General features: G+C 71.9%; 24 protein-coding genes. 18 read left to right on the top strand and 6 right to left on the bottom strand.

Annotated features, from left to right (window positions below; genetic code table 11):
- Positions 1-53 precede the first annotated feature (53 nt).
- From ACFTZC_RS05110 to ACFTZC_RS05080, 7 genes are all read left to right on the top strand, one after another.
- Positions 54-1,010 (top strand): helix-turn-helix transcriptional regulator, encoded by a 957-nt coding sequence (locus tag ACFTZC_RS05110; protein ID WP_382886950.1) that lies wholly within the window; start codon positions 54-56, stop codon positions 1,008-1,010.
- Positions 1,011-1,022: 12 nt separating this feature from the next.
- Entirely contained in the window at positions 1,023-1,979 is a 957-nt protein-coding gene (locus ACFTZC_RS05105; protein WP_382886948.1) for a helix-turn-helix transcriptional regulator, read from the top strand.
- A 115-nt stretch (positions 1,980-2,094) separates the two neighbouring features.
- Entirely contained in the window at positions 2,095-2,376 is a 282-nt protein-coding gene (locus tag ACFTZC_RS05100; RefSeq protein WP_382886946.1) for a hypothetical protein, read from the top strand.
- Positions 2,377-2,380: 4 nt separating this feature from the next.
- The gene (locus ACFTZC_RS05095) at positions 2,381-2,578 is read left to right on the top strand and encodes a hypothetical protein (RefSeq protein WP_382886944.1); all 198 of its coding nucleotides are present in this window, start codon (positions 2,381-2,383) and stop codon (positions 2,576-2,578) included.
- Between the two features lie 238 nt (positions 2,579-2,816).
- Positions 2,817-3,104, top strand: coding sequence for a Sec-independent protein translocase subunit TatA (gene tatA / locus ACFTZC_RS05090; protein ID WP_382887258.1), 288 nt, complete (start codon positions 2,817-2,819; stop codon positions 3,102-3,104).
- Between the two features lie 86 nt (positions 3,105-3,190).
- On the top strand, positions 3,191-4,144 hold the full coding sequence (tatC, locus tag ACFTZC_RS05085; protein WP_382886942.1) for a twin-arginine translocase subunit TatC: 954 nt from the start codon (positions 3,191-3,193) through the stop codon (positions 4,142-4,144).
- A gap of 105 nt (positions 4,145-4,249) precedes the next feature.
- A complete protein-coding gene (locus tag ACFTZC_RS05080; protein WP_382886940.1) occupies positions 4,250-7,078 on the top strand; it encodes a DEAD/DEAH box helicase in 2,829 nt (942 codons plus the stop codon).
- 75 nt (positions 7,079-7,153) lie between these two features.
- Here the strand turns inward: ACFTZC_RS05080 and ACFTZC_RS05075 are convergent, their stop codons facing one another.
- Together ACFTZC_RS05075 and ACFTZC_RS05070 are read right to left on the bottom strand one after the other, a co-directional pair.
- Positions 7,154-7,807, bottom strand: coding sequence for a fasciclin domain-containing protein (locus ACFTZC_RS05075; RefSeq protein WP_382886938.1), 654 nt, complete (start codon positions 7,805-7,807; stop codon positions 7,154-7,156).
- 146 nt (positions 7,808-7,953) lie between these two features.
- Positions 7,954-9,576, bottom strand: coding sequence for a molybdopterin-dependent oxidoreductase (locus ACFTZC_RS05070; protein WP_382886936.1), 1,623 nt, complete (start codon positions 9,574-9,576; stop codon positions 7,954-7,956).
- Positions 9,577-9,777: 201 nt separating this feature from the next.
- Here ACFTZC_RS05070 and ACFTZC_RS05065 point away from each other — a divergent pair, with 201 nt between their 5' ends.
- Genes ACFTZC_RS05065 through ACFTZC_RS05045 form a run of 5 tightly spaced genes read left to right on the top strand, consistent with a single transcriptional unit; the run spans position 9,778 to position 15,221 of the window.
- On the top strand, positions 9,778-11,055 hold the full coding sequence (locus ACFTZC_RS05065; RefSeq protein WP_382886934.1) for an NAD(P)/FAD-dependent oxidoreductase: 1,278 nt from the start codon (positions 9,778-9,780) through the stop codon (positions 11,053-11,055).
- Complete coding sequence (locus tag ACFTZC_RS05060) at positions 11,052-11,801, top strand: DUF1365 domain-containing protein (RefSeq protein ID WP_382886933.1); 750 nt, start codon at positions 11,052-11,054, stop codon at positions 11,799-11,801. Before ACFTZC_RS05065 ends, ACFTZC_RS05060 begins: the two co-directional genes overlap by 4 nt.
- A gap of 2 nt (positions 11,802-11,803) precedes the next feature.
- Positions 11,804-13,108: a class I SAM-dependent methyltransferase gene (locus ACFTZC_RS05055; RefSeq protein ID WP_382887255.1), complete on the top strand. Its 1,305-nt coding sequence runs from the start codon at positions 11,804-11,806 to the stop codon at positions 13,106-13,108.
- Positions 13,105-14,409, top strand: coding sequence for a class I SAM-dependent methyltransferase (locus ACFTZC_RS05050; RefSeq protein ID WP_382886931.1), 1,305 nt, complete (start codon positions 13,105-13,107; stop codon positions 14,407-14,409). The genes ACFTZC_RS05055 and ACFTZC_RS05050 overlap by 4 nt, the downstream gene beginning before the upstream one ends.
- The gene (locus tag ACFTZC_RS05045) at positions 14,406-15,221 is read left to right on the top strand and encodes a DUF1295 domain-containing protein (RefSeq protein ID WP_382886930.1); all 816 of its coding nucleotides are present in this window, start codon (positions 14,406-14,408) and stop codon (positions 15,219-15,221) included. The genes ACFTZC_RS05050 and ACFTZC_RS05045 overlap by 4 nt, the downstream gene beginning before the upstream one ends.
- A 20-nt stretch (positions 15,222-15,241) precedes the next feature.
- Here the strand turns inward: ACFTZC_RS05045 and ACFTZC_RS05040 are convergent, their stop codons facing one another.
- Entirely contained in the window at positions 15,242-16,000 is a 759-nt protein-coding gene (locus ACFTZC_RS05040; RefSeq protein WP_382886929.1) for an anti-sigma factor domain-containing protein, read from the bottom strand.
- Positions 15,997-16,581 carry a sigma-70 family RNA polymerase sigma factor gene (locus ACFTZC_RS05035; RefSeq protein WP_382886927.1) on the bottom strand — a complete coding sequence of 195 codons (585 nt, stop codon included), beginning with the start codon at positions 16,579-16,581 and terminating at the stop codon, positions 15,997-15,999. Before ACFTZC_RS05035 ends, ACFTZC_RS05040 begins: the two co-directional genes overlap by 4 nt.
- Before the next feature lie 206 nt (positions 16,582-16,787).
- Here ACFTZC_RS05035 and ACFTZC_RS05030 point away from each other — a divergent pair, with 206 nt between their 5' ends.
- The 3 genes from ACFTZC_RS05030 (at position 16,788) to ACFTZC_RS05020 (ending at position 19,606) form a co-directional block, all read left to right on the top strand.
- Positions 16,788-17,501, top strand: coding sequence for a PadR family transcriptional regulator (locus ACFTZC_RS05030; RefSeq protein WP_382886926.1), 714 nt, complete (start codon positions 16,788-16,790; stop codon positions 17,499-17,501).
- Positions 17,502-17,789: 288 nt separating this feature from the next.
- Positions 17,790-18,830, top strand: a complete 1,041-nt coding sequence (locus ACFTZC_RS05025; protein WP_382886924.1) for an ATP-binding cassette domain-containing protein — start codon at positions 17,790-17,792, stop codon at positions 18,828-18,830.
- The gene (locus tag ACFTZC_RS05020) at positions 18,827-19,606 is read left to right on the top strand and encodes an ABC transporter permease (protein ID WP_382886923.1); all 780 of its coding nucleotides are present in this window, start codon (positions 18,827-18,829) and stop codon (positions 19,604-19,606) included. The genes ACFTZC_RS05025 and ACFTZC_RS05020 overlap by 4 nt, the downstream gene beginning before the upstream one ends.
- 91 nt (positions 19,607-19,697) lie before the next feature.
- On the opposite strand, the gene ACFTZC_RS05015 is transcribed toward ACFTZC_RS05020, so the two are convergent.
- Together ACFTZC_RS05015 and ACFTZC_RS05010 are read right to left on the bottom strand one after the other, a co-directional pair.
- Positions 19,698-20,558: a siderophore-interacting protein gene (locus tag ACFTZC_RS05015; protein WP_382886921.1), complete on the bottom strand. Its 861-nt coding sequence runs from the start codon at positions 20,556-20,558 to the stop codon at positions 19,698-19,700.
- 52 nt (positions 20,559-20,610) lie between these two features.
- The gene (locus ACFTZC_RS05010; protein WP_382887253.1) at positions 20,611-21,516 is read right to left on the bottom strand and encodes a 5'-3' exonuclease H3TH domain-containing protein; all 906 of its coding nucleotides are present in this window, start codon (positions 21,514-21,516) and stop codon (positions 20,611-20,613) included.
- 347 nt (positions 21,517-21,863) lie between these two features.
- Between ACFTZC_RS05010 and ACFTZC_RS05005 the strand changes: the two genes are divergently transcribed.
- The 3 genes from ACFTZC_RS05005 (at position 21,864) to ACFTZC_RS04995 (ending at position 26,378) form a co-directional block, all read left to right on the top strand.
- Complete coding sequence (locus ACFTZC_RS05005; protein WP_382887251.1) at positions 21,864-23,033, top strand: glycine betaine/L-proline ABC transporter ATP-binding protein; 1,170 nt, start codon at positions 21,864-21,866, stop codon at positions 23,031-23,033.
- Positions 23,026-25,671 carry an ABC transporter permease/substrate binding protein gene (locus ACFTZC_RS05000; RefSeq protein ID WP_382886919.1) on the top strand — a complete coding sequence of 882 codons (2,646 nt, stop codon included), beginning with the start codon at positions 23,026-23,028 and terminating at the stop codon, positions 25,669-25,671. The genes ACFTZC_RS05005 and ACFTZC_RS05000 overlap by 8 nt, the downstream gene beginning before the upstream one ends.
- A 164-nt stretch (positions 25,672-25,835) precedes the next feature.
- A complete protein-coding gene (locus ACFTZC_RS04995; protein ID WP_365819015.1) occupies positions 25,836-26,378 on the top strand; it encodes a helix-turn-helix domain-containing protein in 543 nt (180 codons plus the stop codon).
- The last annotated feature ends 33 nt before the right edge of the window (positions 26,379-26,411 follow it).

The raw sequence follows: 26,411 nt of genomic DNA, 5'->3' as shown, positions 1-26,411 counted from the left end.
CGGTACGGTCAGCGGGCGGAGGCGGCACGATCAACGAGGGGTGCGAGGCGTCGATGGCCATTGCCAAGGCCGAGCGGCTGATGAATCTGGCGCTGTGTCTGCTCGGGACCCGGCGGCCGCTGAGCAAGCGCGAGCTGCGCGGCTCCATCGAGGCGTACCTGGAAGCCGGCACGGACGACGCCTTCAACCGGATGTTCGAGCGGGACAAGGACGACCTCCGCGAACTCGGCCTGGTCATCGAGACGGTGGAGAACCTCGACGGCGAGACCGGTTACCTGGCCCGCCGCGACAGCAACCGGCTGCCCCCGATCACCCTCGACGCCGAGGAGGCCGCGGCCCTCGGGCTCGCCGCCAAGGTCTGGCAGCAGGCGCGCCTCGCCGGCGCGGCGAGCGGCGCCCTCCAGAAGCTGCGCGCCGCCGGGATGCCCGAGGCCGAGGACAGCTACGAGGCCCACCACGGCGCCCTCGAACCCCGTATCCCCGTCCACGAGGCCGCCTTCGAGCCGCTGATGCTCGCCTGCCGCGACCGGCGCCCCGTCTCCTTCGACTACCGCAAGGCCAACGCCGCCCGCGCCGAACAGCGCCAGGTCGAGCCCTGGACGCTGGAGTGCTGGCGCGGTCACTGGTACCTGGCCGGCTGGGACCGCGACCGCGGCGCCGAGCGGGTCTTCCGGCTCTCCCGGATCACCGGCCGGGTCCGCTCGCGCGTCGGCACGTTCACCGCGCCCGTACCCGACGCGGTCACCGTCCGCGAGACCGTGGAGAGCTGGGCGGGGGAGACCGCGACCCGCTCCGCGCTGATCAGACTGCGCGCCGGGTGCGGATACCCGCTGCGCTCCCGGGCCCTGGCCACCCGGCGGCTGGCCGACGGCTGGGACGAGCTGGAGATCCCGTACGGACACGGCCTGGACGCCTGGCTGGTGGAGTTCGGTCCGGACGTGGTCGTACTGGAGCCCGCGGATCTGCGGGCCGACGTCCTGGACCGGCTGCGCGCCGTGGCCAAGGACTGAGGGGGACACACCGTGGCAGCCAACGCGATCGACCAGACCCGGCGGATGCTCTCGCTGGTGACCTACCTGCGGGAGCGCCCCGGCGCCCATGTCGGGGACGTGGCCCGCGCGTTCGGGATCAGCGAGGATGAGCTGATCTCCGATCTCGACGTCCTGCCCATGTGCGGGACGAGCTTCCGCGGCGGGGACCTGCTGGACATCGACACCGACGGCGACCGCATCTGGTGGCACAACCCGGACGATGTCGCCGAGCCGCTGCGGCTCGCCGCCGACGAGGCGACCGCGCTGCTCGTCGCGGCCCGCGCGGTCGCCACCCTGCCGGGGCTGCGCGAGGGCGACCGGCAGGCGCTGCTGCGCGCCACCGCCAAGCTGGAGGCCGCGGCCGGTGAGGCGGCGGGCGCCAGCTCCCGGCTCTCGGTGACCTTCGAGTCCGAGGGCGGGGTCTTCGCGGAGGTCGACCGGGCCATCTCCGAGCGGCGCCGGCTCTGGCTGCGCTACTACTCACCGGCCCGTGACGAGCTGACGGAGCGCGAGGTCGACCCGATCCGGCTCTTCGCCGTGGGCCACACCTACATGGAGGCCTGGTGCCGGCTCTCCGAGGCGCGGCGTACGTTCCGGCTCGACCGGGTGGCCGAGATCCGGCTGCTCGACGCCCCGGCCGCGCCGCCGGAGCTGGAGCTGCGGGACCTCTCCGAGGGGCTCGTACAGCCGTCGGCCGAGGATCCCGAGGTGATCGTCGAGGTGGGCCCCGGCGGCCGGTGGGTCGCCGAGTACTACCCGCACGACAGCGCGGTGGAACTGCCCGACGGCGGACTGCGCATCACCCTGCGGACCCCGGTGCCCGCCTCGCTGCGACGGCTCGCGCTCCGGCTCGGCGGTGACGGGCGGATCGTCTCCCCGCCGGAGCTGGCGGACAGCGCGCGGCGGGCCGCGGCCGAGGCGCTGGCGGCGTACGACCTCCACGACTGAGCCCTGCCCGGCCGGCGACCGAACGGGCGGAAGCGCAGGACTGAGAACAACTACAACGACAACCACAATGGCAACGGCAACGGCAACGGCAACGAGGACAAGGAGAAACGGAAATATGTCGGCAATGTCTGGGTCGTCCGGTTTTTCGGCGGTGGTCCCGGTCCTCTTCAGGGCGGCCTGCCCCGAGTGCCGTGCCGCCTTCGAACTGTCGGCGGGCGCGCTGCGCCTGGCGATCGGGGCCAGCCGGCGCACCACCTTCTACTCCTTCGTCTGCCCCGAGTGCGAGGCCCCGGTCCGCAAGCCCGCCGGTGAACGCATCGTCGAACTCCTCACGGGCGGCGGGGTACGGACGATGCGCCTGCACTCCACGCTCCAGGAACTCCCCGGGACGGTCTAGTCACATGCTCTGGCCCATGATCGCCGTCGCCCTGGGGTTCCTCGGGATCGCCGTTCTCGGCGTCCTGGCCGTCCGGGTCTTCCTCGAAGCCCAGCGGCTCGCCCGCCAGGTCGCCGTCACCACGGAGCGGATCAACCTCGCCGCCGAGGACCTGGAACGGGCCGCGACCCGGCTCGCCGCCACCGGCGACGCACTGCGGTAGACGGCCCCCGGCGACGGGCCCCCGTTCACACGCCCCCTGCTCAGGGCGGTTCCGGAGAGGTACGCTGCACCACGTGGCCCGGGCAGCGAGGCGCGGGCCACGTGCTGGAAGTACGCACGGGGATTGCTCTGTGTTCACCCCCGCGCGTTACGATCGCTGGGCAACTTGTCGGACACAAGTCCGGCCTATCCACGCAGGCCCGTTCCGTGCCGCCTCGGTGAGAAGGTAAAGACTTATGCTGTTCGGAAAGATCGGTGCCCCCGAGATCATCCTCATCCTCGTCGTCGTCATCCTCCTGTTCGGCGCGAAGAAGCTTCCCGACATGGCGCGTTCGCTGGGCAAGTCGGCCCGCATCCTCAAGAGCGAGGCCAAGGCGATGAAGTCCGAGGGACAGCAGACCGCCCCGGCCGATCCGCCGAACGACGCCCCGCAGGACCAGACCGTGCCGCGCACGATCCAGGCTTCCCCCGGCGACGTGACGAGCGCGCGCCCGGTGAACGAGCCGACGGACTCGACCAAGCGCTGACACCACCTGGGCCCCAGGGCCTGCCGTCTGGTACCTAGCGGGCACTGCCACGAGGGGCGGCCCGCCGCACGAGATGAGGACGTGGGTTGCTGAAGTCCGCCCGCAAGAAGGAGACGGACCCCGAGGGGCGGATGCCTCTGGTCGAGCATCTGCGCGAGCTGCGTAACCGGCTCGTCAAGGCGCTCATCGGGATCGTCATCGTGACCATCGTCGCGGCTTTCTCCTACAAGGAGATCATCGAGTTCTTCACGAACCCGGTGCTGCAGTCCGTCGGGTGCTCCGCGAGCTTCGCCGACCTCGCCCAGCGGGAGGACGGCACCTGTGCGCGGATCGTCCTCAACGGCCTGATCACGCCCTTCACCCTCGCCCTCAAGGTCTCCCTGATGGCCGGTGTCGTGCTCTCCTCGCCGGTCTGGCTCTACCAGCTCTGGGCGTTCATCGCGCCGGGGCTCCACAGGAACGAGAAGAAGTACTCCCTCGGCTTCGTCGCCGCGGGCTTCCCGCTCTTCCTGATGGGTGGCTTCTTCGCGTACAAGACGCTGCCCACCATGGCGAGGGTCCTCCTGGAGTTCTCGCCCGCCGACCTGGACAACCAGCTCCCGCTCGACGATCTGCTCGACCTGATCACCCGCATGGTGGTCGTCTTCGGCCTCGCCTTCGAACTGCCGCTCCTCCTCGTGATGCTCAACCTCGGCGGAGTGATCAGCGGCAAGCGGATGCTCGGCTGGTGGCGCGGCATGATCCTCGGCATCACGATCTTCGCGGCGGTCGCCACCCCCAGCACCGACCCGCTCAGCATGCTCGCCCTGGCCGTACCGATCTGGGTGCTGTACTTCTTCGCCACGGGGATCTCGCTGATCAACGACCGCCGTAAGCAGCTGCGCGAGGAAGACGGCCCCGGCGACGACGAGGCGTCGGACCTGGACCTGACGCCGTCCGACATCGGTGAGATCGAATCCGTGTCGACGCGGCGCGCGCTCCCGGAGCAGTCGGACGGCAACCGGAACAACCGGGTGAACGGGTTCGACGACGTCACCTGACCGGTGCCGGCGGAGCGGTGCCGCCCCCGCGACGGAGCGGTACCGCCCAAGGACGATTAAAGATCGGGCTGACTGTCAGAGGGGGCGGGTAGGCTCGACCGCAAGATGACAGAGGACCTCTCACCTGCCGAGCGCTACGCCGCTGCCCGGATCCGCGCCGCCGACCGGGCCACGGCGCTCGCGCCCTTCCGCGAGATGTACGAATTCGGCCTGGACCCCTTCCAGACCGAAGCCTGCCAGGCCCTGGAGGCCGGGAAGGGCGTGCTCGTCGCGGCCCCCACCGGCTCCGGCAAGACGATCGTCGGCGAGTTCGCCGTGCACCTCGCCCTGGCCGAGGGCCGCAAGTGCTTCTACACGACCCCGATCAAGGCGCTCTCCAACCAGAAGTACGCCGACCTCGCGAAGCGGTACGGCGCCGACAAGGTCGGCCTGCTCACCGGTGACAACAGTGTGAACGCGGACGCGCCGGTGGTCGTCATGACCACCGAGGTCCTGCGCAACATGCTCTACGCGAGCTCCCAGGCGCTGCTCGGGCTCGGCTATGTGGTGATGGACGAGGTCCACTACCTCTCCGACCGGTTCCGCGGCGCCGTCTGGGAAGAGGTGATCATCCACCTCCCCGCCTCCGTCACCCTGGTCTCGCTCTCCGCGACCGTCTCCAACGCCGAGGAGTTCGGCGACTGGCTGGACACCGTCCGGGGCGACACCGAAGTGATCGTCTCCGAGCAGCGGCCCGTGCCGCTGTGGCAGCACGTGATGGCCGGCCGCCGGATGTACGACCTCTTCGAGGAGGAGACCGACCACGGCGGCCGGGGCGTCGCCAAGCGCGAGGTCAGCCCGGACCTCGTCCGGCTGGCCCGGATGGAGAACCAGCGCACGTACAACCCCCGTGACCGCCGGCGCGGCAAGATGGTCCGCGAGGCGGACCGGGAGCGCGAGCGCCGCCAGCGCAGCCGCATCTGGACACCGGGCCGGCCCGAGGTCATCGAGCGGCTGGACGCCGAGGGGCTGCTCCCCGCGATCACCTTCATCTTCAGCCGGGCCGGCTGCGAGGCCGCCGTCCAGCAGTGCCTCTACGCCGGCCTGCGGCTCAACACCGACGAGGCGCGCCGCCGGGTCAGGGAGATCGTCGAGGAGCGTACGGCCGCCATCCCCGGCGAGGACCTGCACGTCCTCGGCTACTACGAGTTCCTGGAGGGCCTGGAGCGAGGCATCGCCGCGCACCACGCGGGCATGCTGCCCACCTTCAAGGAGATCGTGGAGGAGCTGTTCGTCCGTGGTCTGGTCAAGGCGGTCTTCGCGACGGAGACCCTGGCCCTCGGCATCAACATGCCGGCCAGGTCCGTGGTCCTGGAGAAGCTCGTCAAGTGGAACGGCGAGCAGCACGCCGACATCACCCCCGGCGAGTACACCCAGCTCACCGGGCGGGCCGGGCGCCGGGGCATCGACGTCGAGGGCCACGCCGTGGTGCTCTGGCAGCGCGGCATGGACCCGGGCGCGCTCGCCGGGCTCGCCGGGACCCGTACGTATCCGCTGCGCTCCAGCTTCCGCCCCTCGTACAACATGGCCGTCAACCTCGTGCAGCAGTTCGGCCGGCACCGCTCGCGCGAGCTGCTGGAGACCTCCTTCGCCCAGTTCCAGGCCGACCGGTCGGTCGTCGGCATCTCCCGGCAGGTCCAGCGCAACGAGGAGGGCCTCGACGGGTACCGGGCGGGCATGACCTGCCATCTCGGGGACTTCGAGGAGTACGCGCGGATGCGCCGCGACCTCAAGGACCGCGAGACGGAGCTGGCCAAGCAGGGCGCGGCACAGCGCAGGGCCGCCGCGGCCTCCTCCCTGGAGCGGCTCAAGCCGGGCGACGTGATCCATGTGCCGACGGGCAAGTTCGCCGGCCTCGCGCTCGTGCTGGAGCCGGGGCTGCCCGCGGGACGGGCCAACGGCCACCGCGGCTACGACTACCAGGAGGGCCCCCGTCCGCTCGTCCTGACCGCCGAGCGGCAGGTCAAGCGGCTGGGCGCGATGGACTTCCCGGTGGCCGTGGAGGCGCTGGAGCGGATGCGGATCCCCAAGTCGTTCAATGCGCGCTCACCGCAGTCGCGCCGCGATCTGGCGTCCGCGCTGCGCACGAAGGCCGGGCACATCGTTCCCGAGCGGCACCGCAAGCAGCGGGCGGCGGCCGCCGACGACCGGGAGATCTCCCGGCTCCGTACGGCGCTGCGCGCCCACCCCTGTCATGGCTGCGACGAGCGTGAGGACCACGCCCGCTGGGCCGAGCGCTACCACCGGCTGCAGCGGGACACCCGCCAACTGGAGCGCAGGATCGAGGGGCGGACGAACACCATCGCCCGCACCTTCGACCGGATCGTCGCGCTCCTGACCGAGCTGGACTATCTCCGCGGCGACGAGGTCACCGAGCACGGCAAGCGGCTGGCCAGGCTCTACGGCGAGCTGGACCTCCTCGCCAGCGAATGCCTGCGGGACCGGGTGTGGGAGGGGCTCTCCCCGGCCGAACTGGCCGCCTGTGTCTCGGCGCTGGTCTTCGAGGCCCGGCAGGCCGACGACGCGGTGGCGCCGAAGCTCCCGGGGGGCGCCGCGAAGACCGCGCTGGGCGAGATGGTCCGGATCTGGGGCCGGCTCGACGCCCTGGAGGAGGACCTGAAGATCAGCCAGACGGAAGGCGTGGGCCAGCGCGAGCCGGACCTGGGCTTCGCCTGGCCGGTCCACCTGTGGGCCTCCGGCAAGGGACTTGACGAGGTGCTGCGCGAGGCGGAGATGCCGGCCGGTGACTTCGTACGCTGGTGCAAGCAGGTCATCGATGTCCTCGGCCAGATCGCGGCGGCGGCCCCCCGCGAGAACAGCACGGTCGCGAAGAACGCCCGCAAGGCGATCGACGCGGTACGGCGCGGTGTGGTGGCGTACAGCTCGGTCGGCTGACAGCGGACCACCGCGGGCCCGCACTCCCCTGGGAGCGCGGGCCCGCGGCCTGTCCGCCGGGTGACGGAGACCGGGTCACATCTTCGGCATCAGGACCGTGTCGATGAGGTAGACGGTGGCGTTGGCGGTCGGGACGTTGCCGCAGACGACCTCCGCCGAGTCGTTGACCTGGTAGGACGTGTCCGAACCGGCCGTGGTCAGCGTGGACTTCTCCAGCGTCGGGAAGGTGCCGCTCTCCAGCGACTTCGGGGGGAGCTTCTCGCCCACGACGTGGTACGTGAGGATCTTGGTCAGCGTGGCCTTGTCGGCGAGGACCTTGTCCAGGTCGGCCTTCGGGATCTTGGCGAAGGCCTCGTTGGTCGGCGCGAAGACGGTGATGTCCTCGGCATTGTTCAGGGTGTCGACCAGACCGGCCTCCTTCACCGCGCTGACCAGGGTGGAGAGGTCGGGGTTGTTCGACGCGGCGGTCGCCACCGGGTCCTTCGCCATGCCGTCGAAGGAGCCCGCGCCGCTCTTCGGCACCGAGGCACACGCCGAGCCGAAGGGCTGGTCGCCCGAGCCCGCCGCGTTGTCCGCCGGGGTGTCCGCCGTCTCCGGGGCGGCTTCGGACGCCGAGGACGAGCCCTTGGTGTCCTTGCTGTCGTCGCCGGAGCAGGCGGTGAGGGCGAGCGGCAGTACGGCGGCGCCGACGAGGGCGAGGGCGGCGCGCTGGAAGCGGGTGGCGTTCATGAGTGTCTCCTAGGGAAGGACGTGCTCGCCGGATGCGGGCACGGACAGATGGGCAGGGGTGGGTAGGGATACGGGGGAGTTGGTCGGTTTGTATGGTTCTGTGATCGCCCGGCGGCGGGATCCGGGACCGGAAGGATCCGGGACGGTCAGGTGACCGAGACGACCACCGAGTGCCAGCCCGTCGCCCCGTCGGGGACGGTGCCGACGCGCTTGCCCGTCTGGGTGTAGCCGTCCTGGTCGGTGGCGCGGACCTCAAGGGTGTGGCTGCCGGTGGTCGCGGGCCACTCCCACACCCACTGGCGCCAGGTGTCCCGGGTGTCCTGGGCCGCCAGCCGCGCCGGGTGCCAGGGGCCGCCGTCGACCCGTACCTCCACCCGGGCGATGCCCCGGTGCTGGGCCCAGGCGACCCCGGCGACCGGCACCTTGCCGGGCTTCGGGCTCGCGAAGGGGCGGGGGGTGTCGATGCGCGACTCGGTCTTGATCGGCGCCCGCTGTGACCAGCTCCGCTTCACCCAGTAGGCGTCGTAGGCGTCGAACGTGGTCAGCTCCAGGTCCTGGAGCCACTTGCAGGCCGATACGTAGCCGTACAGCCCCGGCACCACCATCCGGACCGGGAAGCCGTGGTCGAAGGGGAGCGGCTCGCCGTTCATCCCGACGGCCAGCAACGCGTCCCGGCCGTCCATGACCGTCTCGACCGGGGAGCCGATGGTCATGCCGTCCACCGAGCGGGCCACGAGCTGGTCGGCGGGCCCGCCCTTCGAGGGCGGCCGCACCCCGGCCTCGCGCAGCAGGTCCGCCAGGCGTACGCCGATCCAGCGGGCGTTGCCCACGTACGGGCCGCCCACCTCGTTGGACACGCAGGTCAGCGTGATGTCCCGCTCGATCAGTTCGCGCCGGAGCAGGTCGTCGAAACCGACGGTGAGGGGCCGGGCGACCCCCTCGCCGTGGATCCTCAGCCGCCAGCTCCTGGCATCCACCTGCGGCACCACCAGCGCGGTGTCCACCCGGTAGAAGTCCTTGTTGGGCGTCGTGAACGGGCCGAGGCCGCGGATCCTGAGGTCGGCCCCCGCCGGTACGGGACGGGCCGGGGAGGCCGGGGGCGGCAGGACGACGCCCTTGCGTGAGGCCACGGCGCCGGCCGACCCGGACGCGCCCAGCCGGAGTCCGAGGGCGCCCGCCCCGGCCGAGGCCACCGCCGCCGCCGTCGCGGTGATCACGAAACCGCGCCGGTCGAAGGTGCCGTCCGTCCCGCCGGCCGCGCGGGACGGACGGAGCGCGAGCCTGCCGGCCAGCAGGTACAGCACCCCGCAGGCCACCAGCGCGCCCACCACCGAGGGCACGGCGTCGACGGGGCCGCCGCCGGGACGGCCGACCGCCGCCACCGCGCCGATCGCGCCGAAGACCAGGACCGCCGCGGACCCCGCCCGCCGGTGCCGCAGCGCGAACACGCCGACCGCCATGGCGAAGAGCGCCAGTACGACCAGGATCCCGAGCTGGAGCACCAGCTTGTCGTCGGTGCCGAAGTTCCGTACGGCGAAGTCCTTCAGCCACGGGGGAGTGCGGTCGATGAACGCGCTGCCCACCGCCGTCAGGGGTCCGGCCTCGGGGCGCACCGCCGCCGCGGCGAGCTCCGCCACGGCGAGCGCGGCGAAACCCGCGATCAGCCCGCTGAGCGCGCCCAGGCCGCGGTGCAGCAGGCGCGCCGACGGACCGCCCCGCTGACGGGTCTCTGGTTCCGGCACTTTCCGATCTTCGCTCACACCGGTCATTCGGGACCGGAAGCAAGGCGGATGGGTCCCGCACCCGAAGGAATGAAAAAAAGTACCGCTGAACCCGGAGCGGGCGCCGGGTGCGAGCGGGCCGCCGGAAAGATCGCGCCGGACACCAATCCCCGGCGCGCGCCGCCCCGAATCAGCGGCAGAGGAGGGCGCGCGGCACTGGCGCACGGGCCCAGGAGGAGAGGGAGCGGCATGAGTGGTGGAGAACGTCCGCGTACCGCCGTCGTGGGCGGCGGAGTGGCGGGGCTGACCGCCGCGTACGTTCTGCGGGACGCGCACGAGGTGTCGCTGTACGAGGCGGACGACCGGCTCGGGGGGCACGCGCACACCCACGACGTTCCGTCGGCCGACGGCCGGGTGCACCGCGTGGACTCCGGCTTCATCGTCCACAACGACCGCACCTACCCGTATCTGCTCAGGCTCTTCCGGGAACTCGGCGTCGCCACGCAGGAATCCGAGATGAGCATGTCCGTCCGGTGCGACGGCTGCGGACTGGAGTACGCGGGGGCCCGCGGCGCCGCCGGTCTCCTCGCCCGGCCGCGCAACGCGCTCAGCCCGCGCTATCTGCGGCTGCTCGCCGAAGTCCCCCGCTTCCACCGGGCGGCCCGCCGGCTCCTCGCCCCGGACGACGGCTCGCGCGGCGACCCGACCCTGGGGGAGTTCCTCGCCGAGGGCCGCTTCCCGCCGTACTTCCTCTCCCACTTCATGACACCGCTGGTCTCCTGCGTCTGGTCCTGCGACGCGCGGACCGCGCTGCGCTACCCGGCCCGCTACCTGTTCCGCTTCATGGCGCACCACGGCCTGCTGACGATTCAGGGTTCGCCGGTCTGGCGGACGGTCACCGGCGGCTCGCGCGCCTATGTCGACCTCATCGGCAAACAGCTGGCCGCCGTCCACACCGCCACCCCGGTACGGTCCGTGCGCCGCCGCCCGGACGGCGTCGAGATCACCGCCGGGGACGGCACCGCCCGGCGGTACGACTCCGTGGTCGTCGCCGTCCATCCGGACCAGGCGCTGCGGCTGCTCGCCGACGCCACCGAGGAGGAGCGCCGGGTGCTCGGCGCGTTCCCGTACTCCCGCAACGCCACCCAGCTGCACACCGACACCGGGGTGCTGCCGCGCCGCGCGGGCGCCCGCGCCTCCTGGAACTACCTGATGCCCGCCTGCGACGCGGGCGCCGACGCCGTACGGGTCAGCTACGACATGAACCGGCTCCAGCGGCTCGACGCACCCGAGACCTTCGTGGTCACGCTGAACGGCGCCGACCGCGTCGACCAGGACCGGGTCCTCGCCCGCATGGTCTACGAACACCCCCTCTACACCCCGGAGTCGGTCGCCGCCCAGCGCGAACTGCCCGCGCTCAGCGGCCCGGTCACCGCGTTCGCCGGCGCGTACCACGGCTGGGGGTTCCACGAGGACGGCTGCCGCTCGGGTGTGGCGGCGGCCGAGGCCCTGGGGGTGACGTGGTGACCACCGCGGAGACCGCCCCCGTCGTACCCGCCCTCTACACCTGCGACGTGCGCCACGTCAGGACCGCGCCGCGCCGCCACACCCTGCGTCTGCGCACCTACCTGTGGCTGATCGACCCCGACCGTCCGCCGCGCCTGCCCCGCCCGCTGCGTCCCCTCGCCCGCTTCGACGCCCGCGACCACTTCGGCGGGACCCGGCCCACCATCCGCGCCGGGCTGGCGGCGTTCCTCACCGCCCAGGGGATCGACCTCGGCGACGGCCGGGTGACGATGCTCGCGCACGCCCGGGTCTTCGGACATGTCTTCAACCCGCTCACCCTCTACTGGTGCCACCGGCCCGACGGCACACCGCTGTGTGTCGTCGCCGAGGTCCACAACACCTACGGCGAGCGGCACTGCTATCTGCTGCGCCCGGACGGGACCGGCCGGGCCACCGTGGACAAGGAGTTCTACGTCTCACCGTTCTTCCCGGTCGACGGCGGCTACACCATGCGGCTGCCCGAACCCGGCGACCGGCTCCGCCTGGCGGTGCGTCTGGAGCGGGCCGGAGGCAGCCCGTTCCTCGCGACCGTACGGGGCGAGCGCCGCCCCGCCACCCCGCGGACCCTGGTGCGCGCCGCGCTGCGCCACCCCTGGTCCACCGCCGTCGTCTCCGCCGGCATCCGGCTGCACGGCATCCGCCTCCTCCTGCGCGGACTGCCCGTCCAGCCCCGTCCCCGTCACCACCCCCAGGAGGGTCTCCAGTGAGCGTGTCCGTCTCCCCGGCTTCCGCGCCGTCCCCCGGCGCTCCCGGGTCTCCCCGCCCCGCCGAGCCCGGAACCTCCGCCGTGCCGCCCGATCAGCGGCGCCGGCTCGACGTCGCGCGTCCGCCGCGAGGCTCGTGGCTCCGTACGGCCGTGGCGGAACGGCTCGTCCGGCACGCCTTCGGGCGCCTTCCGCTGCGCGTACGGTTCGAGGGCGGCGCGACGATCGGCCTCGGCGGCCCGCTGATGGAGATCCACGACGCCGGGGCGTTCCACCGCCGGATCGGCGCGGACGGGCTGATCGGCTTCGGCGAGTCCTACATGGCGGGCGAATGGGACGCCGACGACCTGGTCGGCGTACTGACCGTCATGGCCGAACGCCTCGCCGAGCTCGTCCCCCGGCCGCTCCAGCGGTTCCGCGCCGTCTGGGCGCCCCGGAAGCCCGCCGCGCAGCGCAACACCCCCGAGGGCTCGCGCGACAACATCAGCCGCCACTACGACCTCTCGAACGACCTCTTCGCGCTCTTCCTCGACGACACCCTCTCGTACTCCTCCGCCCTCTTCCGCGGCTTCCCCGCCGACCGGTCGCTGCTGGCCGCCGCCCAGCACCGCAAGATCGACCGGCTGCTGGACACGGCGGGGGTCGGCCCCGGCACCTCGCTGCTGGAGATCGGCACCGGCTGGGGCGAACTGGCCCTGCGCGCCGCCGCCCGCGGCGCCCGGGTCCGTACCGTCACCCTCTCGCGGGAACAGTGCGAACTGGCGCGCGACCGGATCCGCGCGGCCGGTCACGCGGACCGGGTCTCCGTCGAACTGTGCGACTACCGCCGGGTGGAGGGGACGTTCGACGCGATCATCAGCGTCGAGATGATCGAGGCGGTCGGCGCCGAGTTCTGGCCCGAGTACTTCGCCACCCTGGACCGGCTCCTCGCGCCCGGCGGCCGGGTCGCGCTCCAGGCCATCACCCTGCCGCACGACCGCATGCTCGCCAGCCGCGACACCTACACGTGGATCCAGAAGTACATCTTCCCCGGCGGCTTCTGCCCCTCCGCCGAGGCGATCGAACAGATCACCGCCGACCGCACCGCCCTGCGCGTCACCGAGCGCGACGGCTTCGGCCCGCACTACGCCGAGACGCTGCGCCTGTGGCGCGAACGATTCACCGAACAGGCCCCGCAGGTCGACGCGCTCGGGTTCGACGCGGTCTTCCGCCGGCTGTGGACCTTCTACCTCGCCTACTCGGAGGCCGGCTTCCGCTCCGGCTACCTCGACGTGCAGCAGATGCTGCTGACCAAGGAGACCCCCCGATGACCGCCACCCGGAGGACCCCCCTGCCGGTGCCCGCCCGTCCCACCGGCGCCGCCCCGCGGCTCCACGCCCTCGCCGGAGAGCTTCTCGGCGGCCGGCTCCCGCTGCGGCTGCGTGCCTGGGACGGCTCCGCCGCCGGGCCCGAGGGCGCGCCGGTCGTGGTGATCCGCAACCGCCGCGCCCTGCGCCGGCTGGTCTGGCAGCCCGGCGAACTCGGCCTGGCCCAGGCGTACATCACCGGCGAGCTGGACGTCGAGGGCGACCTCGCCGAGGGACTGCGCACCCTCGGGAACGCCCTGCGCGCCCGCGGCCCGCGCCCGCCGCGGCTCACCGTCGCCGAACGGGCCAGGGCCGTCCGTACGGCGGTGCGGCTCGGCGCCGTAGGGGCGCGCCCGCCCACGCCCGCCGCGCAGGCCCGGCTCACCGGATCCGTGCACAGCAGGGCCAGGGACCGGGCCGCGATCAGCCACCACTACGACCTCTCCAACGAGTTCTACGCCCTGCTGCTCGACGAGACCATGGCGTACTCCTGCGCCTACTGGACCAGCGAGGAGCCCGGTTACGGGTCCGCCGACGCCCAGCGGGACAAGCTGGAACTGATCTGCCGCAAGCTCGCGCTGACCCCCGGCGCGCGGCTGCTGGACATCGGCTGCGGCTGGGGATCGCTCACCCTGTACGCGGCCGAGGAGTTCAAGGCCCGGGTCACCGCCGTCACGCTCGCCGCCGAACAGGCCGAGTACGTCGGGGCGCGGGTCGCGGAACGGGGACTGGAGGAGCTGGTCGAGGTACGGCTGTGCGACTACCGCGACATCGAGGGCGGCGACTACGACGCGGTGTCCACGGTCGAGATGGGCGAGCACGTCGGCGACGCCGAATACCCCGCCTTCACCGCCCTGCTGCACCGGGCGGCCAGGCCGGGCGGCCGGGTCCTCGTCCAGCAGATGGCGCGGCCCGCCACGGCCCCCGGCGGCGGCGCCTTCATCGAGTCGTTCATCGCCCCCGACATGCACATGCGCCCGCTCGGCGACACCGTGTCGCTGCTGGAGGGGGCGGGGCTGGAGGTACGGAGCGTGGAGGCGATGCGGGAGCACTACGTCCGGACGATCCGGGCCTGGCACCGCACGCTGGAGGAGCGCTGGGACGAGTTCGCCGCGCTGGTCGGTCTGCAGACCGCCCGGGTCTGGCGGCTCTACCTGGTCGGCTCCGCGCTCGCCTTCGAGGAGCGCCGGATGGGCGTCGACCAGATTCTCGCCGTACGGCCGACGGCCACGGGGGAGCGGTACCGGGACGGCGCTGCCCGGTGAACGGCTACCCGTGGGCGGAGTTCGGAGCGGGGGTCGGCGCCGCGGCGGTGGCGGCCCTCGCCGTCATGCTCGGCACCTTCGCCGTCGCCCTCGTCAAGGGGGTGCACCGGATCGTCGACATCGCCTGGGGCCTCGCCTTCACGGCCGTCGCCGTCGTCTCGTACGCCGTGTCGGCCGGCGACGGCGGCGACGGGGCGCGGCGGCTGCTGGTCACCGTCCTGACCGCCGTGTGGGGGCTGCGCCTGGCCGGCCATATCGCCGCCCGCGGCCGGGGGCACGGAGAGGACGCGCGGTACGTGGCGATGCTCGACCGGGCGCCCGGCAACCGGAACCTCTACGCCCTGCGCACGGTGTACCTGCTCCAGGCCGCGCTGGTGGTGCTGGTCTCGCTGCCGGTGCAGGCCGCGCAGTACATCGCGGGTCCGCCGGGCCCGGTCGCGTACGCCGGCTGCGTGGTGTGGCTGGTCGGGCTGGTCTTCGAGGCGGTCGGGGACCGGCAGCTCGCCCGGTTCAAGGCGGACCCCGCGAACCGGGGCCGCGTCATGGACCAGGGGCTGTGGAGCTGGACCCGGCACCCCAACTACTTCGGGGACTTCTGCGTCTGGTGGGGGCTCTTCCTGATCGTCTGCGACGAACCGGTGGCGGCCGCGGCCACCGTGGTCGGCCCGGTGGTGATGAGCCTGCTGCTCGTCAAGGGCAGCGGGAAGAGGCTGCTGGAACGGCATATGGCGAACCGGCCCGGCTTCGCCGAGTACACCGCTCGTACGAGTGGTTTCTTCCCGCTGCCGCCGAAGAGGACGAAGGCCGGGTGACGGGGCCCGGCCTCCGGGTCTCAGAGTGCCGGGAAGTCCATCAGCGCGAGCGGGGTGGAGGTGGGCTGCTCGGAGCCGCCCGCCGGTTCCAGCGTGATGCCCATGCCGGACGCCCCGTCCACCGGACCCTCCATCAGTACGGAGGCGGAGCCGGTCGTGGGATCCAGCAGCCCGGCGGCACGCATCGTGCCGCCGTCGTTGTACCAGAGCTCGTAGACCTTGCCGCTGGGCGCCTTCGGCATCCCGACGGCGACGAACGCCGCCCGGTTGCCGCCGCGGGAGACGACGACGCTCCCGGTCGCGCCGTTCGTCAGGCCGCCCGTGGCGACCTTCGCGTCCGGGGCCGCGAGCACGGCGGCCAGCTCCTCGGAGTGCAGCTGCGCCGCGCGCGCCTCCTGGCGCGCGTCCCGCGCCTCCTGGTTCTGCCAGACCGCGACCCCGCCGAGCCCCGCCACGGCGGCCAGGCAGGCGGCCAGGGCGAAGCGGGAGAGGGCCCGGCCGCGGCCGGCGCCGCCGCCGGAGCGGGCCTGATGGTGGGTCACCCTCGGCGGTTCCTGGCGCTCGGTCGCGATCCGGCGGAGCACCTGCTCCTTGAGCGCGGGCGGCGGGGCCACGGCCACGGCCCGGCCCAGCCGGGCGGCGGTCGCCGTGAGCTCCCGTACCTCCTGGGAGCAGGCGTGACATGCCACCAGATGACGCTCGAACTCGGCGCGCTCCGCCGGGGCCAGGGCGTGCAGCGCGTACGCGCCGGTCAGCGTGTGGAGATCCGCGGTGGTCATGCGTTCACCCCCAAGCAGTCGCGCAGCCGGATGAGTCCGTCGCGCAATCGGGTCTTGACCGTGCCCAGCGGGACCGAGAGCAGTTCGGCGACTTCCCGGTAGGCCAGGCCCTGGTAGTACGCCAGTGTGACGGACTGGCGCTGGAGTTCGGTGAGAGTCCGCAGACAGCGGCGCACCTGTTCGCGTTCGAGACTGGCCTCCACCTGCTCGGTGACCTCGTCGAAGGCGGGCGTACGGTCGAGCAGCGCGGCCCGGTGCTCCCGGTCGCTCGACGCCTGCGCCGAGCGCACCCGGTCCACGGCGCGCCGGTGCGCGAGGGTCAGCACCCAGGTCATGGCGCTGCCACGGGACGGCTGATACCGGGTGGCCGTCCGCCAGACCTCCAGCAGGACCTCCTGCGCCACCTCCTCCGACTGGGCCGGATCGCGCAGGACGCTGCGCACCAGGCCGAGTACGGGGCCGCAGACCTGGTCGTACACCCGGGAGAACGCCTCCTGGTCGCCCCGGGCCACGTGGCCCAGCAATTCCTGAAGATCGGGCCCCGCCGAAGCGGGGCCGCCGATGTGTACGGCTTCTTTCACGCGGCTTTTCCTCCAGGTGCGCACATGTGCGTGTGTTCCGAACAGACTCCAGCATGGATTCGGAGTCCGGGTGGACTCGGATTGGTTGTCCCGCCCACCAATATTCGAGATATGTCGCGTGTTCGGTTGACCGGAGTGTGAGGTCGCGATATGTTCGTCGCCGAGTATTCGTGAACGTATGTATGCGTGAGGCGGGGACGGTGACCATGGCGACCAAGCGGCGCAAGCTCGGCAATCCGCTGGCGCTCGCCGTGATGGCGCTGCTCTCGGAGCGCCCCATGCATCCGTACGAGATCGCGCAGACCCTGCGGCAGCGCGGCAAGGAACACAGCGTCAAGATCAATTTCGGCTCGCTCTACACCGTCGTCCAGAACCTGGAGAAGCACGGATTCGTGGAGGTGGCCGACGTCCAGCGGCAGGGCAACCGCCCCGAGCGCACGCTGTACGGACTGACCCCCGCCGGGCACGAGGAGATGCTGGAGTGGCTGGCCGACCTCGTGGCCGTCCCCGCCCGTGAGTTCCCGCTCTTCGAAACCGCCCTCTCCCTGATCGGCGTGCTCACCCCCGACGAGGTGGTCTCGCTCCTCGACGAGCGGGTGGCGGCGCTCGACGTGCACGCCGCCGCGCTGCGGGGCGCGCTGACGAAGCTGTACGAGCAACTGCCGCGGCTCTTCGTCGTGGAGACCGAGTATCAGCTGCACATGGTGGAGGCCCAGGCCCGGTGGGTCCGCGGGCTGCTGCGGGAGATCGCCGACGGGACGCTGACCGGCGTCGACGCGTGGCGCGCCCTGCGCGCGACCGGCGAGGTGCCGGCGGAGTGGAAGAGGCTGGAGGGCCTGCGGATCGACATCGACACCGCGGCCGGCGAGGAGAAGACATCGTCGGGCGCCACGGAGGAGGAGCGTCCCTGGAACCGTTGAGACCGGATCCGGGAATCCGTGGAGCCACGTCCGCTCCACTCTCCCGGAAGCCGGACCGCAGGACCCAGGAAACGGAACGACCCCGGCGGTCGCTGTTGCAGCAGCTCCCGCCAGGGTCCCCAACCCCGGACCGGACCGCCGTGCAGGCGCCCGGGCGATCGAGGTGCGGCACACCCAGGATAGCCCGGCGCTCACGCGTGGATCCGGCTCGGGAGACCCGAGACCCCTCGGCGTCCCCGAACCCCTCGGGAGCCCCGAGAGGCCCGAACACCACAGGAGAGCTCTGCCATGAGTACCGGTAGCCCCGGTGTCACCCGTACCGGCGCGCCCGCCGTCCGGGCGCACGATCTGATCAAGACCTATCCCGGCGGGGTCACCGCCCTGAACGGAATGGGCATCACCGTCGAGGCGGGCACGGTCCTCGGCCTGCTCGGCCCCAACGGCGCCGGCAAGTCCACCACCGTCAAGATCCTCACCACCCTCGCCCGCCCCGACAGCGGCACCGCCACCGTCGCCGGACACGATGTGCTGCGCCATCCCGACCGGGTGCGCCGCGCGATCGGGGTCGTCGCCCAGAAGTCCGGCGCCGACCCCGTCGCCACCGGCCGGGAGAACCTCGTACTCCAGGGCCGGCTGTACGGCCTGCGGGGGACGGAGCTGGCGCGCCGCGTCGACGGTCTGCTGGAGCGGTTCGCCCTGTCCGACGCCGCGAAGCGGCCGGTCAGAGGGTACTCGGGCGGCATGCTGCGGCGCCTCGACGTGGCGCTCGGGCTGGTCCACCGGCCCGAGGTGCTCTTCCTGGACGAGCCGACGACCGGGCTCGACCCGGAGGCCCGTACGGCCATGTGGGAGGAGATCGGCCGGCTCGCCGGCGACGAGGGGCTGACCATCCTGCTCACCACGCACTACCTGGAGGAGGCCGACCGGCTCGCCGAGCGCATCGCGATCGTCGACCGCGGCCGGGTCGTCGTCGAGGGAACCCCCGACCAGCTCAAGGGCGAACTGCGCGGCGACGCCGTCCATCTCGAACTGCGCGACGACGGCGACCGGGTGGTGCTCACCGCCGCTCTCGCCGCGCTGCCCGGGGTGCACGACACGGCGGTGGAAGGACGCCGCGTCAGCGTCCGCGCCGACGACGGCGCCGCCGCGGTCCCCGTGCTGCTCGCCGCGCTGGAGCGCGCCGGGGCGGCGGTGGCCTCCGCGACGGTGGCCCGGCCCTCCCTGGACGACGTCTACCTGCGGTACGCGGGACGCCGCTTCGCGGAGGCCGACGCCGCCGCGAACCTACCCGTCCTCGCCGCCGCCCAGGCCGCCGGAGGTGCCCGATGAGTACCGAAGTCCTCAGCCACACCTGGTACATGACGCAGCGCCAGCTCGTCGCGATCCTGCGCCAGCCGGTCTTTCTGCTGATCTCCCTGATCCAGCCGGTGATCTGGCTGTTCCTCTTCGGCAACCTCTTCAAGAAGGTCGTCGAACTGGGCGGCTTCGGCACCACGTCGTACCTCGACTACCTCATCCCCGGCATCGTGGTGATGAGCGCGCTCGGCTCCAGCATGTGGGCCGGGATGGGCACCCTGGAGGAGATCGAGCGCGGCACGCTCAACCGCTTCCTGACCACCCCGGTCAGCCGCAGCGCCCTGATGAACGCCAACGTCGTGCAGAACGGCATCAGTACGGCCATCCAGTCGGCGATCATCGTGCTGCTCGGGCTGCTCGCCGGGGCCGCCTACCCGGGCGGCGCCACCGGACTGCTCATCCTGATCGCCGCGTCGATCCTGCTGGGCACGGTCTTCGGGGCGCTCTCCAACGCCCTGGGCATGCTGGTGCGGGAGCGCGAGTCGATCATCGGCATCAACACCTTCCTGCTGCTGCCGCTGACATTCCTCTCCTCGGCGTTCATGGCCCCGGCGCAGATGCCGTCCTGGATGGCGACGATCGCGGACTTCAACCCGGTCAACTGGGCGATGGTCGCGGGACGTTCCGCGCTGTCGGCCGACCCCGACTGGGGCGATGTGCTCAGCCGGGGAGGCGCGCTGCTGGCGCTGGCCGCCGGGGCGGTCTGGCTCTCGACCCGCACCTTCCGCGCGTACCAGAAGTCCGTCTGAGAGCCAGGGCCTCCTCTGAGACGCACCGGGCTTCCGGTACGGGCGGTCCGTCCGTACCGGAAGCCCGGCCCGTCGAGGCGGCGGGCGCGGGTCAGGCCGCGGGGCGCTGCCCCGGGGCCTGCTCCTGCTCCTTCTCCACCTGCTCGTTCCACTCGCGCTTGACGGCGCGCCACGCCTCGTCGGTCTGGCCGATCCGCCAGTACCCGGAGATCGAGAGCCGCTCGCGCGGTATGCCGCGCTCCAGCCGCAGGTGGCGGCGCAGCTCCTTCACGAAACCGGCCTCGCCGTGGACGAAGGCCAGGACGTCGCCGGGCGGGAAGTCGAGCGCGCGCACGGCGGCGGTCAGCGCCTCGCCCACCGGGCGGGAGCCGCGGTGCAGCCAGGTGATCCCGACCCCGTCCGGCGTCGTGATCTTCTGCTCCTCCTCGGGGCCCGAGATCTCCACGAACGCGTGCACGACCGCCCCGGCCGGCACCCGCTCCAGCGACGCGGCGATCGCCGGCAGCGCGCTCTCGTCCCCGACCAGCAGATGCCAGTCGGCGGCCGGGTCCGGCGCGTAGAGGCCACCGGGGCCCAGCAGTCGTACGGTCTCGCCGGGCTTTGCCCGCGCCGCCCACGGGCCGGCCAGGCCCTCGTCGCCGTGGACCACGAAGTCGATGGTCAGTTCGAGGGCCGCCGGGTCCCAGGCGCGCACGGTGTACGTACGGTTCGCGGGCCACTGGTCACGCGGGAACTCCGCCCGGATCCGGTCCATGTCGAACGGCTCCGGGTACGTCACGCCCTCCGGGGTGAAGAGCACCTTGACGTAGTGGTCCGTGAACTCCCCGGCCCGCACCGCGGCCAGCCCCTCGCCGCCGAGGACGACCCGCACCATGTGCGGGGTGATCCATTCGGTGCGCAGGACCTGTCCCTCGTGGACCTTCGGTGCTTGGCGGGCCGGCTGTTCTGCCACGGCGGTCTCCCTCGACTCCACGACGCTTAGGCTTACCTAAGTAAGCTAACACTCACCGGGGAAGTGTGGCGAGCAGACGCTGGAGCGCGCCGCCGAGACCCCAGCGCGCGCCCAGCGCGTCGACCATGGCCGGATCGCGGGGCCCGGCGGGCAGCGCGGGGTCGAACTCGGGGAGCGGGACGTCCCCGGCGACCCGGACCACCGTGGGTGCCACCGCCACGTACTCCCGGGCCCCGTCCAGCCGCTTGCGCTGCGACGGGGTGAGCCGGGAGGCCGGGTCGTCGACCGCCGCCATGATCCCGGCGAGGTCGCCGTAGGCGTCCAGCAGCTTGGCGGCAGTCTTCTCGCCGATCCCGGGCACCCCGGGCAGCCCGTCGCTCGGGTCGCCGCGCAGCAGCGCCAGGTCGACATATCCGGCGCCGTCCACCCCGTACCGCGCGCGCAGCGCCGCCTCGTCCATGAGCTGGAGCGTCCCCACGCCCTTGACCGGGTACAGGACCCGCACGCCCCGGGCGTCGTCGATGAGCTGGAAGAGGTCCCGGTCGCCCGTGACGATGTCGACCGGGCCCGTGGCGTGCCCGGCGAGCGTGCCGATCACGTCGTCCGCCTCGTACCCCGCGACGCCGACCCGCGCGATGCCCAGCGCGTCGAGGACCGCCTCGATCACCGGGACCTGCGGGGCCAGCGTGTCCGGGGTCTCCTCCTCGTCGGGCCCCTCCGGCCGCTCCTGGGCCACCCGGTGCGCCTTGTACGACGGGATCAGCTCCACCCGCCAGGCGGGCCGCCAGTCCGCGTCCATGCAGGCGACCAGGGAGTCCGGGTGGTGGTCCTGGACCAGCCGGGCGATGAAGTCGAGCAGACCGCGCACCGCGTTGACCGGCGTACCGTCCGGGGCCCGCACGGAGTCGGGGACCCCGAAGTAGGCGCGGAAGTAGAGGGAGGCGGTGTCGAGGAGCATCAGGCGTCGGGTCACATCCCGATGATGCCCCAGCCCACTGACAACGCGGCCCGCCACCCGGTACGGCCGACCGCCCGGTGCGGCCCGCCACCCGGTATGGCCCGTCGCCGCCGTCGGGGAACCGTGCGGGGAAGGGGTTTTCACGCCGATTTGCCGCGATCGCATGTGACCTGGGTCACTTAATTGTTTGCCTTGTGTAAGGACGGGCAGGCGCGATCACGGAGCCAGCTGGACGGCGATTTCACGCATCGTCCCCGGTGGGCGGACCGAATCCGCCCGCTCCACGGCCCGCCCGCGGGGGTGACGGGCCGTTTTTCCGTTCAACCCGTGAGGTGTATGTGACCAGGCTGCAAGCCGATCACCTGTACAAGGTATTCGGCAGACGACCGGACGAAGCCGTGACGAAGCTCAAGAACGGTACGGACCGTGAAGAGCTGCGCGCCGATGGCACGACCGCAGCGGTGATCGACGCCTCGTTCTCGGTCGAGCCCGGCCAGATCTTCGTGGTGATGGGCCTCTCGGGATCCGGCAAGTCCACGCTGCTGCGCATGCTCAACGGACTCCTGGAGCCCACCTCGGGCCAGGTCCTCTTCGACGGCCAGGACCTGACCGCCCTGCCCCCCGCCGAGCTGCGTCATGTCCGTTCCACCAAGATCAGCATGGTCTTCCAGCACTTCGCGCTCTTCCCGCACCGCAGCGTGCTGGAGAACGCCGGATACGGACTCGAAGTGCAGGGCGTGCCCCGCGCGGAGCGCGAGAAGCGCGCGGCGGAGGCCCTGGAGATGACCGGTCTGGGCGGCTGGGAGAAGTCCTGGCCGGACGAGCTGTCGGGCGGTATGCAGCAGCGTGTCGGGCTCGCCCGCGCGCTCGCCACCGACGCCGATCTGCTGCTGATGGACGAGTCCTTCAGCGCGCTCGACCCGCTGATCCGCCGCGACATGCAGGACCAGCTCCTCGAACTCCAGAAACGGCTCAAGAAGACCATCGTGTTCATCACCCACGACCTCAACGAGGCCATGCGCCTCGGTGACCGGATCGCGGTCATGCGCGACGGGGAGATCGTCCAGCTCGGCACCGCCGAGGACATCCTCGTCACCCCGGCCAACGACTACGTCGCCTCCTTCACCCAGGACGTCGACCGTTCCCGGGTGCTCACCGCGAGCGCCATCATGGCCGACCCGGAGACCGCCTTCGGCACCGTCACGGACGGCGGCAAGGAACTCCGTACCGCGCAGGACGTCCTCGACGCCGCGCCCGCCACGGTCACCGAGTCCACCCCGATCATCGAACTGTTCACGCCCTGCTCCACCAGCGGGGTCGCCGTCGCCGTCGTCGACGACGAGGGCACCCTGGTCGGGGTCGTCCCGCGCGCGCGGCTGCTCGCCGTCCTCGGCGAGCCGATGACGCCCGCCGACGCCGCCGTCCCGGTCGCCCGGACCGAGGCGGTCGCGTCCGCGGACACCGCGGGAGCGGTGGCCAAGGGCTCCGGTACGGACAAGGCGGTCGCCGGTGCCTAGGCTGCCTCTCGGTGACTGGGTCGACAACGCTGTCGACTTCCTCCAGAACCACTTCGCCTGGTTGTTCGACGCGGTCGGCTGGGTCGTCTCGCACCTGTACGACGCCATCAACGCGGTGCTCTCCGCGCCGCAGCCACTGCTCCTCGCGGGCATCCTCGCCGTGCTCGCCTGGTGGATGCGGAGCCTCAGCGCGGGTGTCCTCGCCTTCGTCGGCTTCGCGCTCATCGACTCGATGGAGCTGTGGAGCGAGGCGATGGAGACGCTCTCGCTGGTGCTGGTCGCGACCATCGTGGTGCTGGCCATCGCGATGCCGCTCGGCATCTGGGCGGCCCGCTCCAAGACGGTCAGCTCGCTGATCCGGCCGGTGCTCGACCTGATGCAGACCATGCCCGCCATGGTCTACCTGATCCCCGGTGTGGTCTTCTTCGGCATCGGCGCGGTGCCCGGCATCATCGCCACGATCATCTTCGCCCTGCCGCCCGGCGTCCGGATGACCGAGCTGGGCATCCGGCAGGTCGACGCGGAACTGGTCGAGGCCGCCGAGGCGTTCGGCACCACTCCCCGGAACACCCTGCTGCGGGTCCAGCTGCCGCTGGCCCTCCAGACGATCATGGCGGGCATCAACCAGGTCATCATGCTGGGCCTGTCCATGGTGGTCATCGCCGGCATGGTCGGCGGCGGCGGGCTCGGTGGCGCCGTCTACCGCGCACTCGGCAACATCGACGTGGGCCTCGGCTTCGAGGCCGGTCTCTCCGTCGTGATCCTCGCCGTCTACCTGGACCGGATCACCGGCGCGCTCAGCCTCCAGGTCTCCCCGGTCGGCCGCCGCATCCTGGCCAAGGCCAAGGAGGCGAGCGGCGGCCTGAAGATCTGGCAGCACCGTCCGCAGCCCGTCGTCGCCATCGCCGGCGTGCTCGCCCTCGCGCTCGCCGCGGGCGGCATCGGCCTCTTCGGCGGTTCCTCCTCGTCGTCCACCGCGAACGACGCGGGCAACGTGGGCCAGGGCAAGAAGATCAGCATGGGGTACATCCCCTGGGACGAGGGCATCGCCTCCACCTTCCTCTGGAAGGAGCTGCTGGAACGGCGCGGCTTCGAGGTCGACGCCCGGCAGTACGAGGCGGGTTCGCTCTACACCGGCCAGGCCAACGGCCAGATCGACATCCAGACCGACTCCTGGCTGCCGGTCACCCACGCCTCCTACTGGGCCAAGTACAAGGACGACCTGGAGGACATGGGGGCCTGGTACGAGAAGACCTCCCTGGAGCTCTCCGTGCCCTCGTACGTGAAGGGCGTCAACTCCCTGGCCGACCTCAAGGGCAAGAGCTCCACCTTCAAGGGCCGCATCATCGGCATCGAGCCCAGCGCGGGCGAGATGGGCCTCCTCAAGGACAAGGTCCTCAAGGCGTACGGCCTCGACAAGGAGTACACCCTGGTCGACGGCTCCACCTCCGGCATGCTCGCCGAGCTGAAGCGCTCGTACGCCAAGAAGGAACCCGTCGTCGTGGTGCTGTGGTCGCCGCACTGGGCGTACAACACGTACGACCTCACCAAGCTGGCCGACCCGAAGAAGGCCTTCGGCGCCGAGAGCGACGGCGTGCACACCCTGGCGCGCAAGGGCTTCTCCGAGGAGAACCCGGAGGTCGGCTCCTGGCTGAAGAACTTCAAGATGGACGAGGAGCAGCTCACCAGCCTGGAGGCCGAGATCCAGCAGGCCGGCCAGGGCAAGGAGCAGGACGCCGTACGGACCTGGCTCGACGCCAACCCGGGCGTCGCCGACCAGTGGACCCCCGTAGACAAGGCGGGCACGTCCGGCTCGGCGGCCAAGGCGGCGGCCGGCACGGGCGAGGCCGAGCGCCCCGTCAACATCGCGTGGTTCCCCTGGGAGGAGGACATCGCCGCCACCTACCTGTGGAAGGCGGTCCTGGAGGAGCGCGGCTACAAGATCAACCTGAAGCAGTTCGAACTCGGCCCGATGTACGAGGCGATGTCCCGCGGCCAGATCGACGTCCAGTTCGACGCCTGGCTGCCGAACGCGCAGAAACGCTACTGGGACAAGTACAAGAACGACCTCACCGAGCTGGGGTCCTGGTACGGCCCCACCACCCGTGAGGTCGCCGTCCCCTCGTACGTCAAGGACGTCGAGTCCCTGGACGACCTCAAGGGCCGCGGCGACCAGTTCAAGGGCCGGATCGTCGGCATCGAGCCCGGCACCGAGCAGATGAACGTCCTCAAGGAGAAGGTGCTGCCCGGGTACGCCCTCGGCGACGAGTACAAGGTCGTCGACAGCTCGACGCCCGGCATGCTCGCCGAGCTGAAGCGCGCGTACGCCAAGAAGGAGCCGATCGCGGTCTCGCTGTGGAGCCCGCACTGGGCCTACAAGGAGTACGAGCTGACCAAGCTCAAGGACCCGAAGAAGGCGTTCGGTGACGGCGACCGGCTCACCACCGTCGCGCACAAGAGCTTCACCGGGAACTATCCGCAGCTCACGAAGTGGTTCAAGGACTTCAAGCTGAGCGAGGAGCAGCTCTCCGGCCTGGAGAACGAGATCCAGAAGGCCGGCACGGGCCACGAGGAGGAAGCCGTGAAGACCTGGATGGACCAGAATCCGGGCATCGCGGACAAGATGGCCCCGGTGTAGCCGGAAGTCATCACCGAGGTTGACCCGGAAGGGTGGGTGTCGCGCCGCGCGATACCCGCCCTTCCGGCGTTTCCGTTCCGTCTCTGCCGCGCGCATCATGGAGGACAGCTCTTGTAGGGCCGTCAACTCTGAGAGGATGACGATCCGGTCGGAGGGAGCCAGTCATGGACGACAAGGAAGCGCTCAGGGTGGGCGCGGCCGTCCGCAGGCGGCGCAGGTCCCTCGGCCTGACCCTGGCGGCGGTCGCGGCCCGCAGCGGGCTGTCCGTGCCCTTCCTCAGCCAGATCGAGAACGAACGGGCCAGGCCGAGCACCCGCTCCCTCGACCGGGTCGCGGACGCCCTGGAGACCACCCCCGCGCAGCTCCACGCCGCCGCCGACTCCGCCCGTACGGTCGATGTCGTACGGGCGGCTCCCGGACCCGGCGTACGGCGCGTGGTCCGCGGCGGGCACCAGCTCAACGCCAAGGAGTTCACCGGCGAGCAGGACACGGGCCGGGAGTACCAGCACCGCAACGACGAGGTCATGTACATCGCCGACGGAGCCGCCGAGGTGGAGGCGGAGGGCCGGGCCTACCGGCTGGAGCGCGGTGACACGCTGTACCTCTCCGGTGGCGTACGGCACCGCTGGCGCGCCACCGAGCCCGGCACCCGCATCCTGGTCGTCGCCGTCGCGGAGGACGTCGACGCGACCTTCGACCGGCGCTGACCCGAGGGCCGCCCTCACAGGGCCCGCCACGGG

It is taken from the genome of Streptomyces sp. NPDC056987 (assembly GCF_042673865.1).
GTDB lineage: Bacteria > Actinomycetota > Actinomycetes > Streptomycetales > Streptomycetaceae > Streptomyces.
Note: the sequence above shows the minus strand (reverse complement) of the source record. Positions and strands in the feature narration are given on the sequence as shown.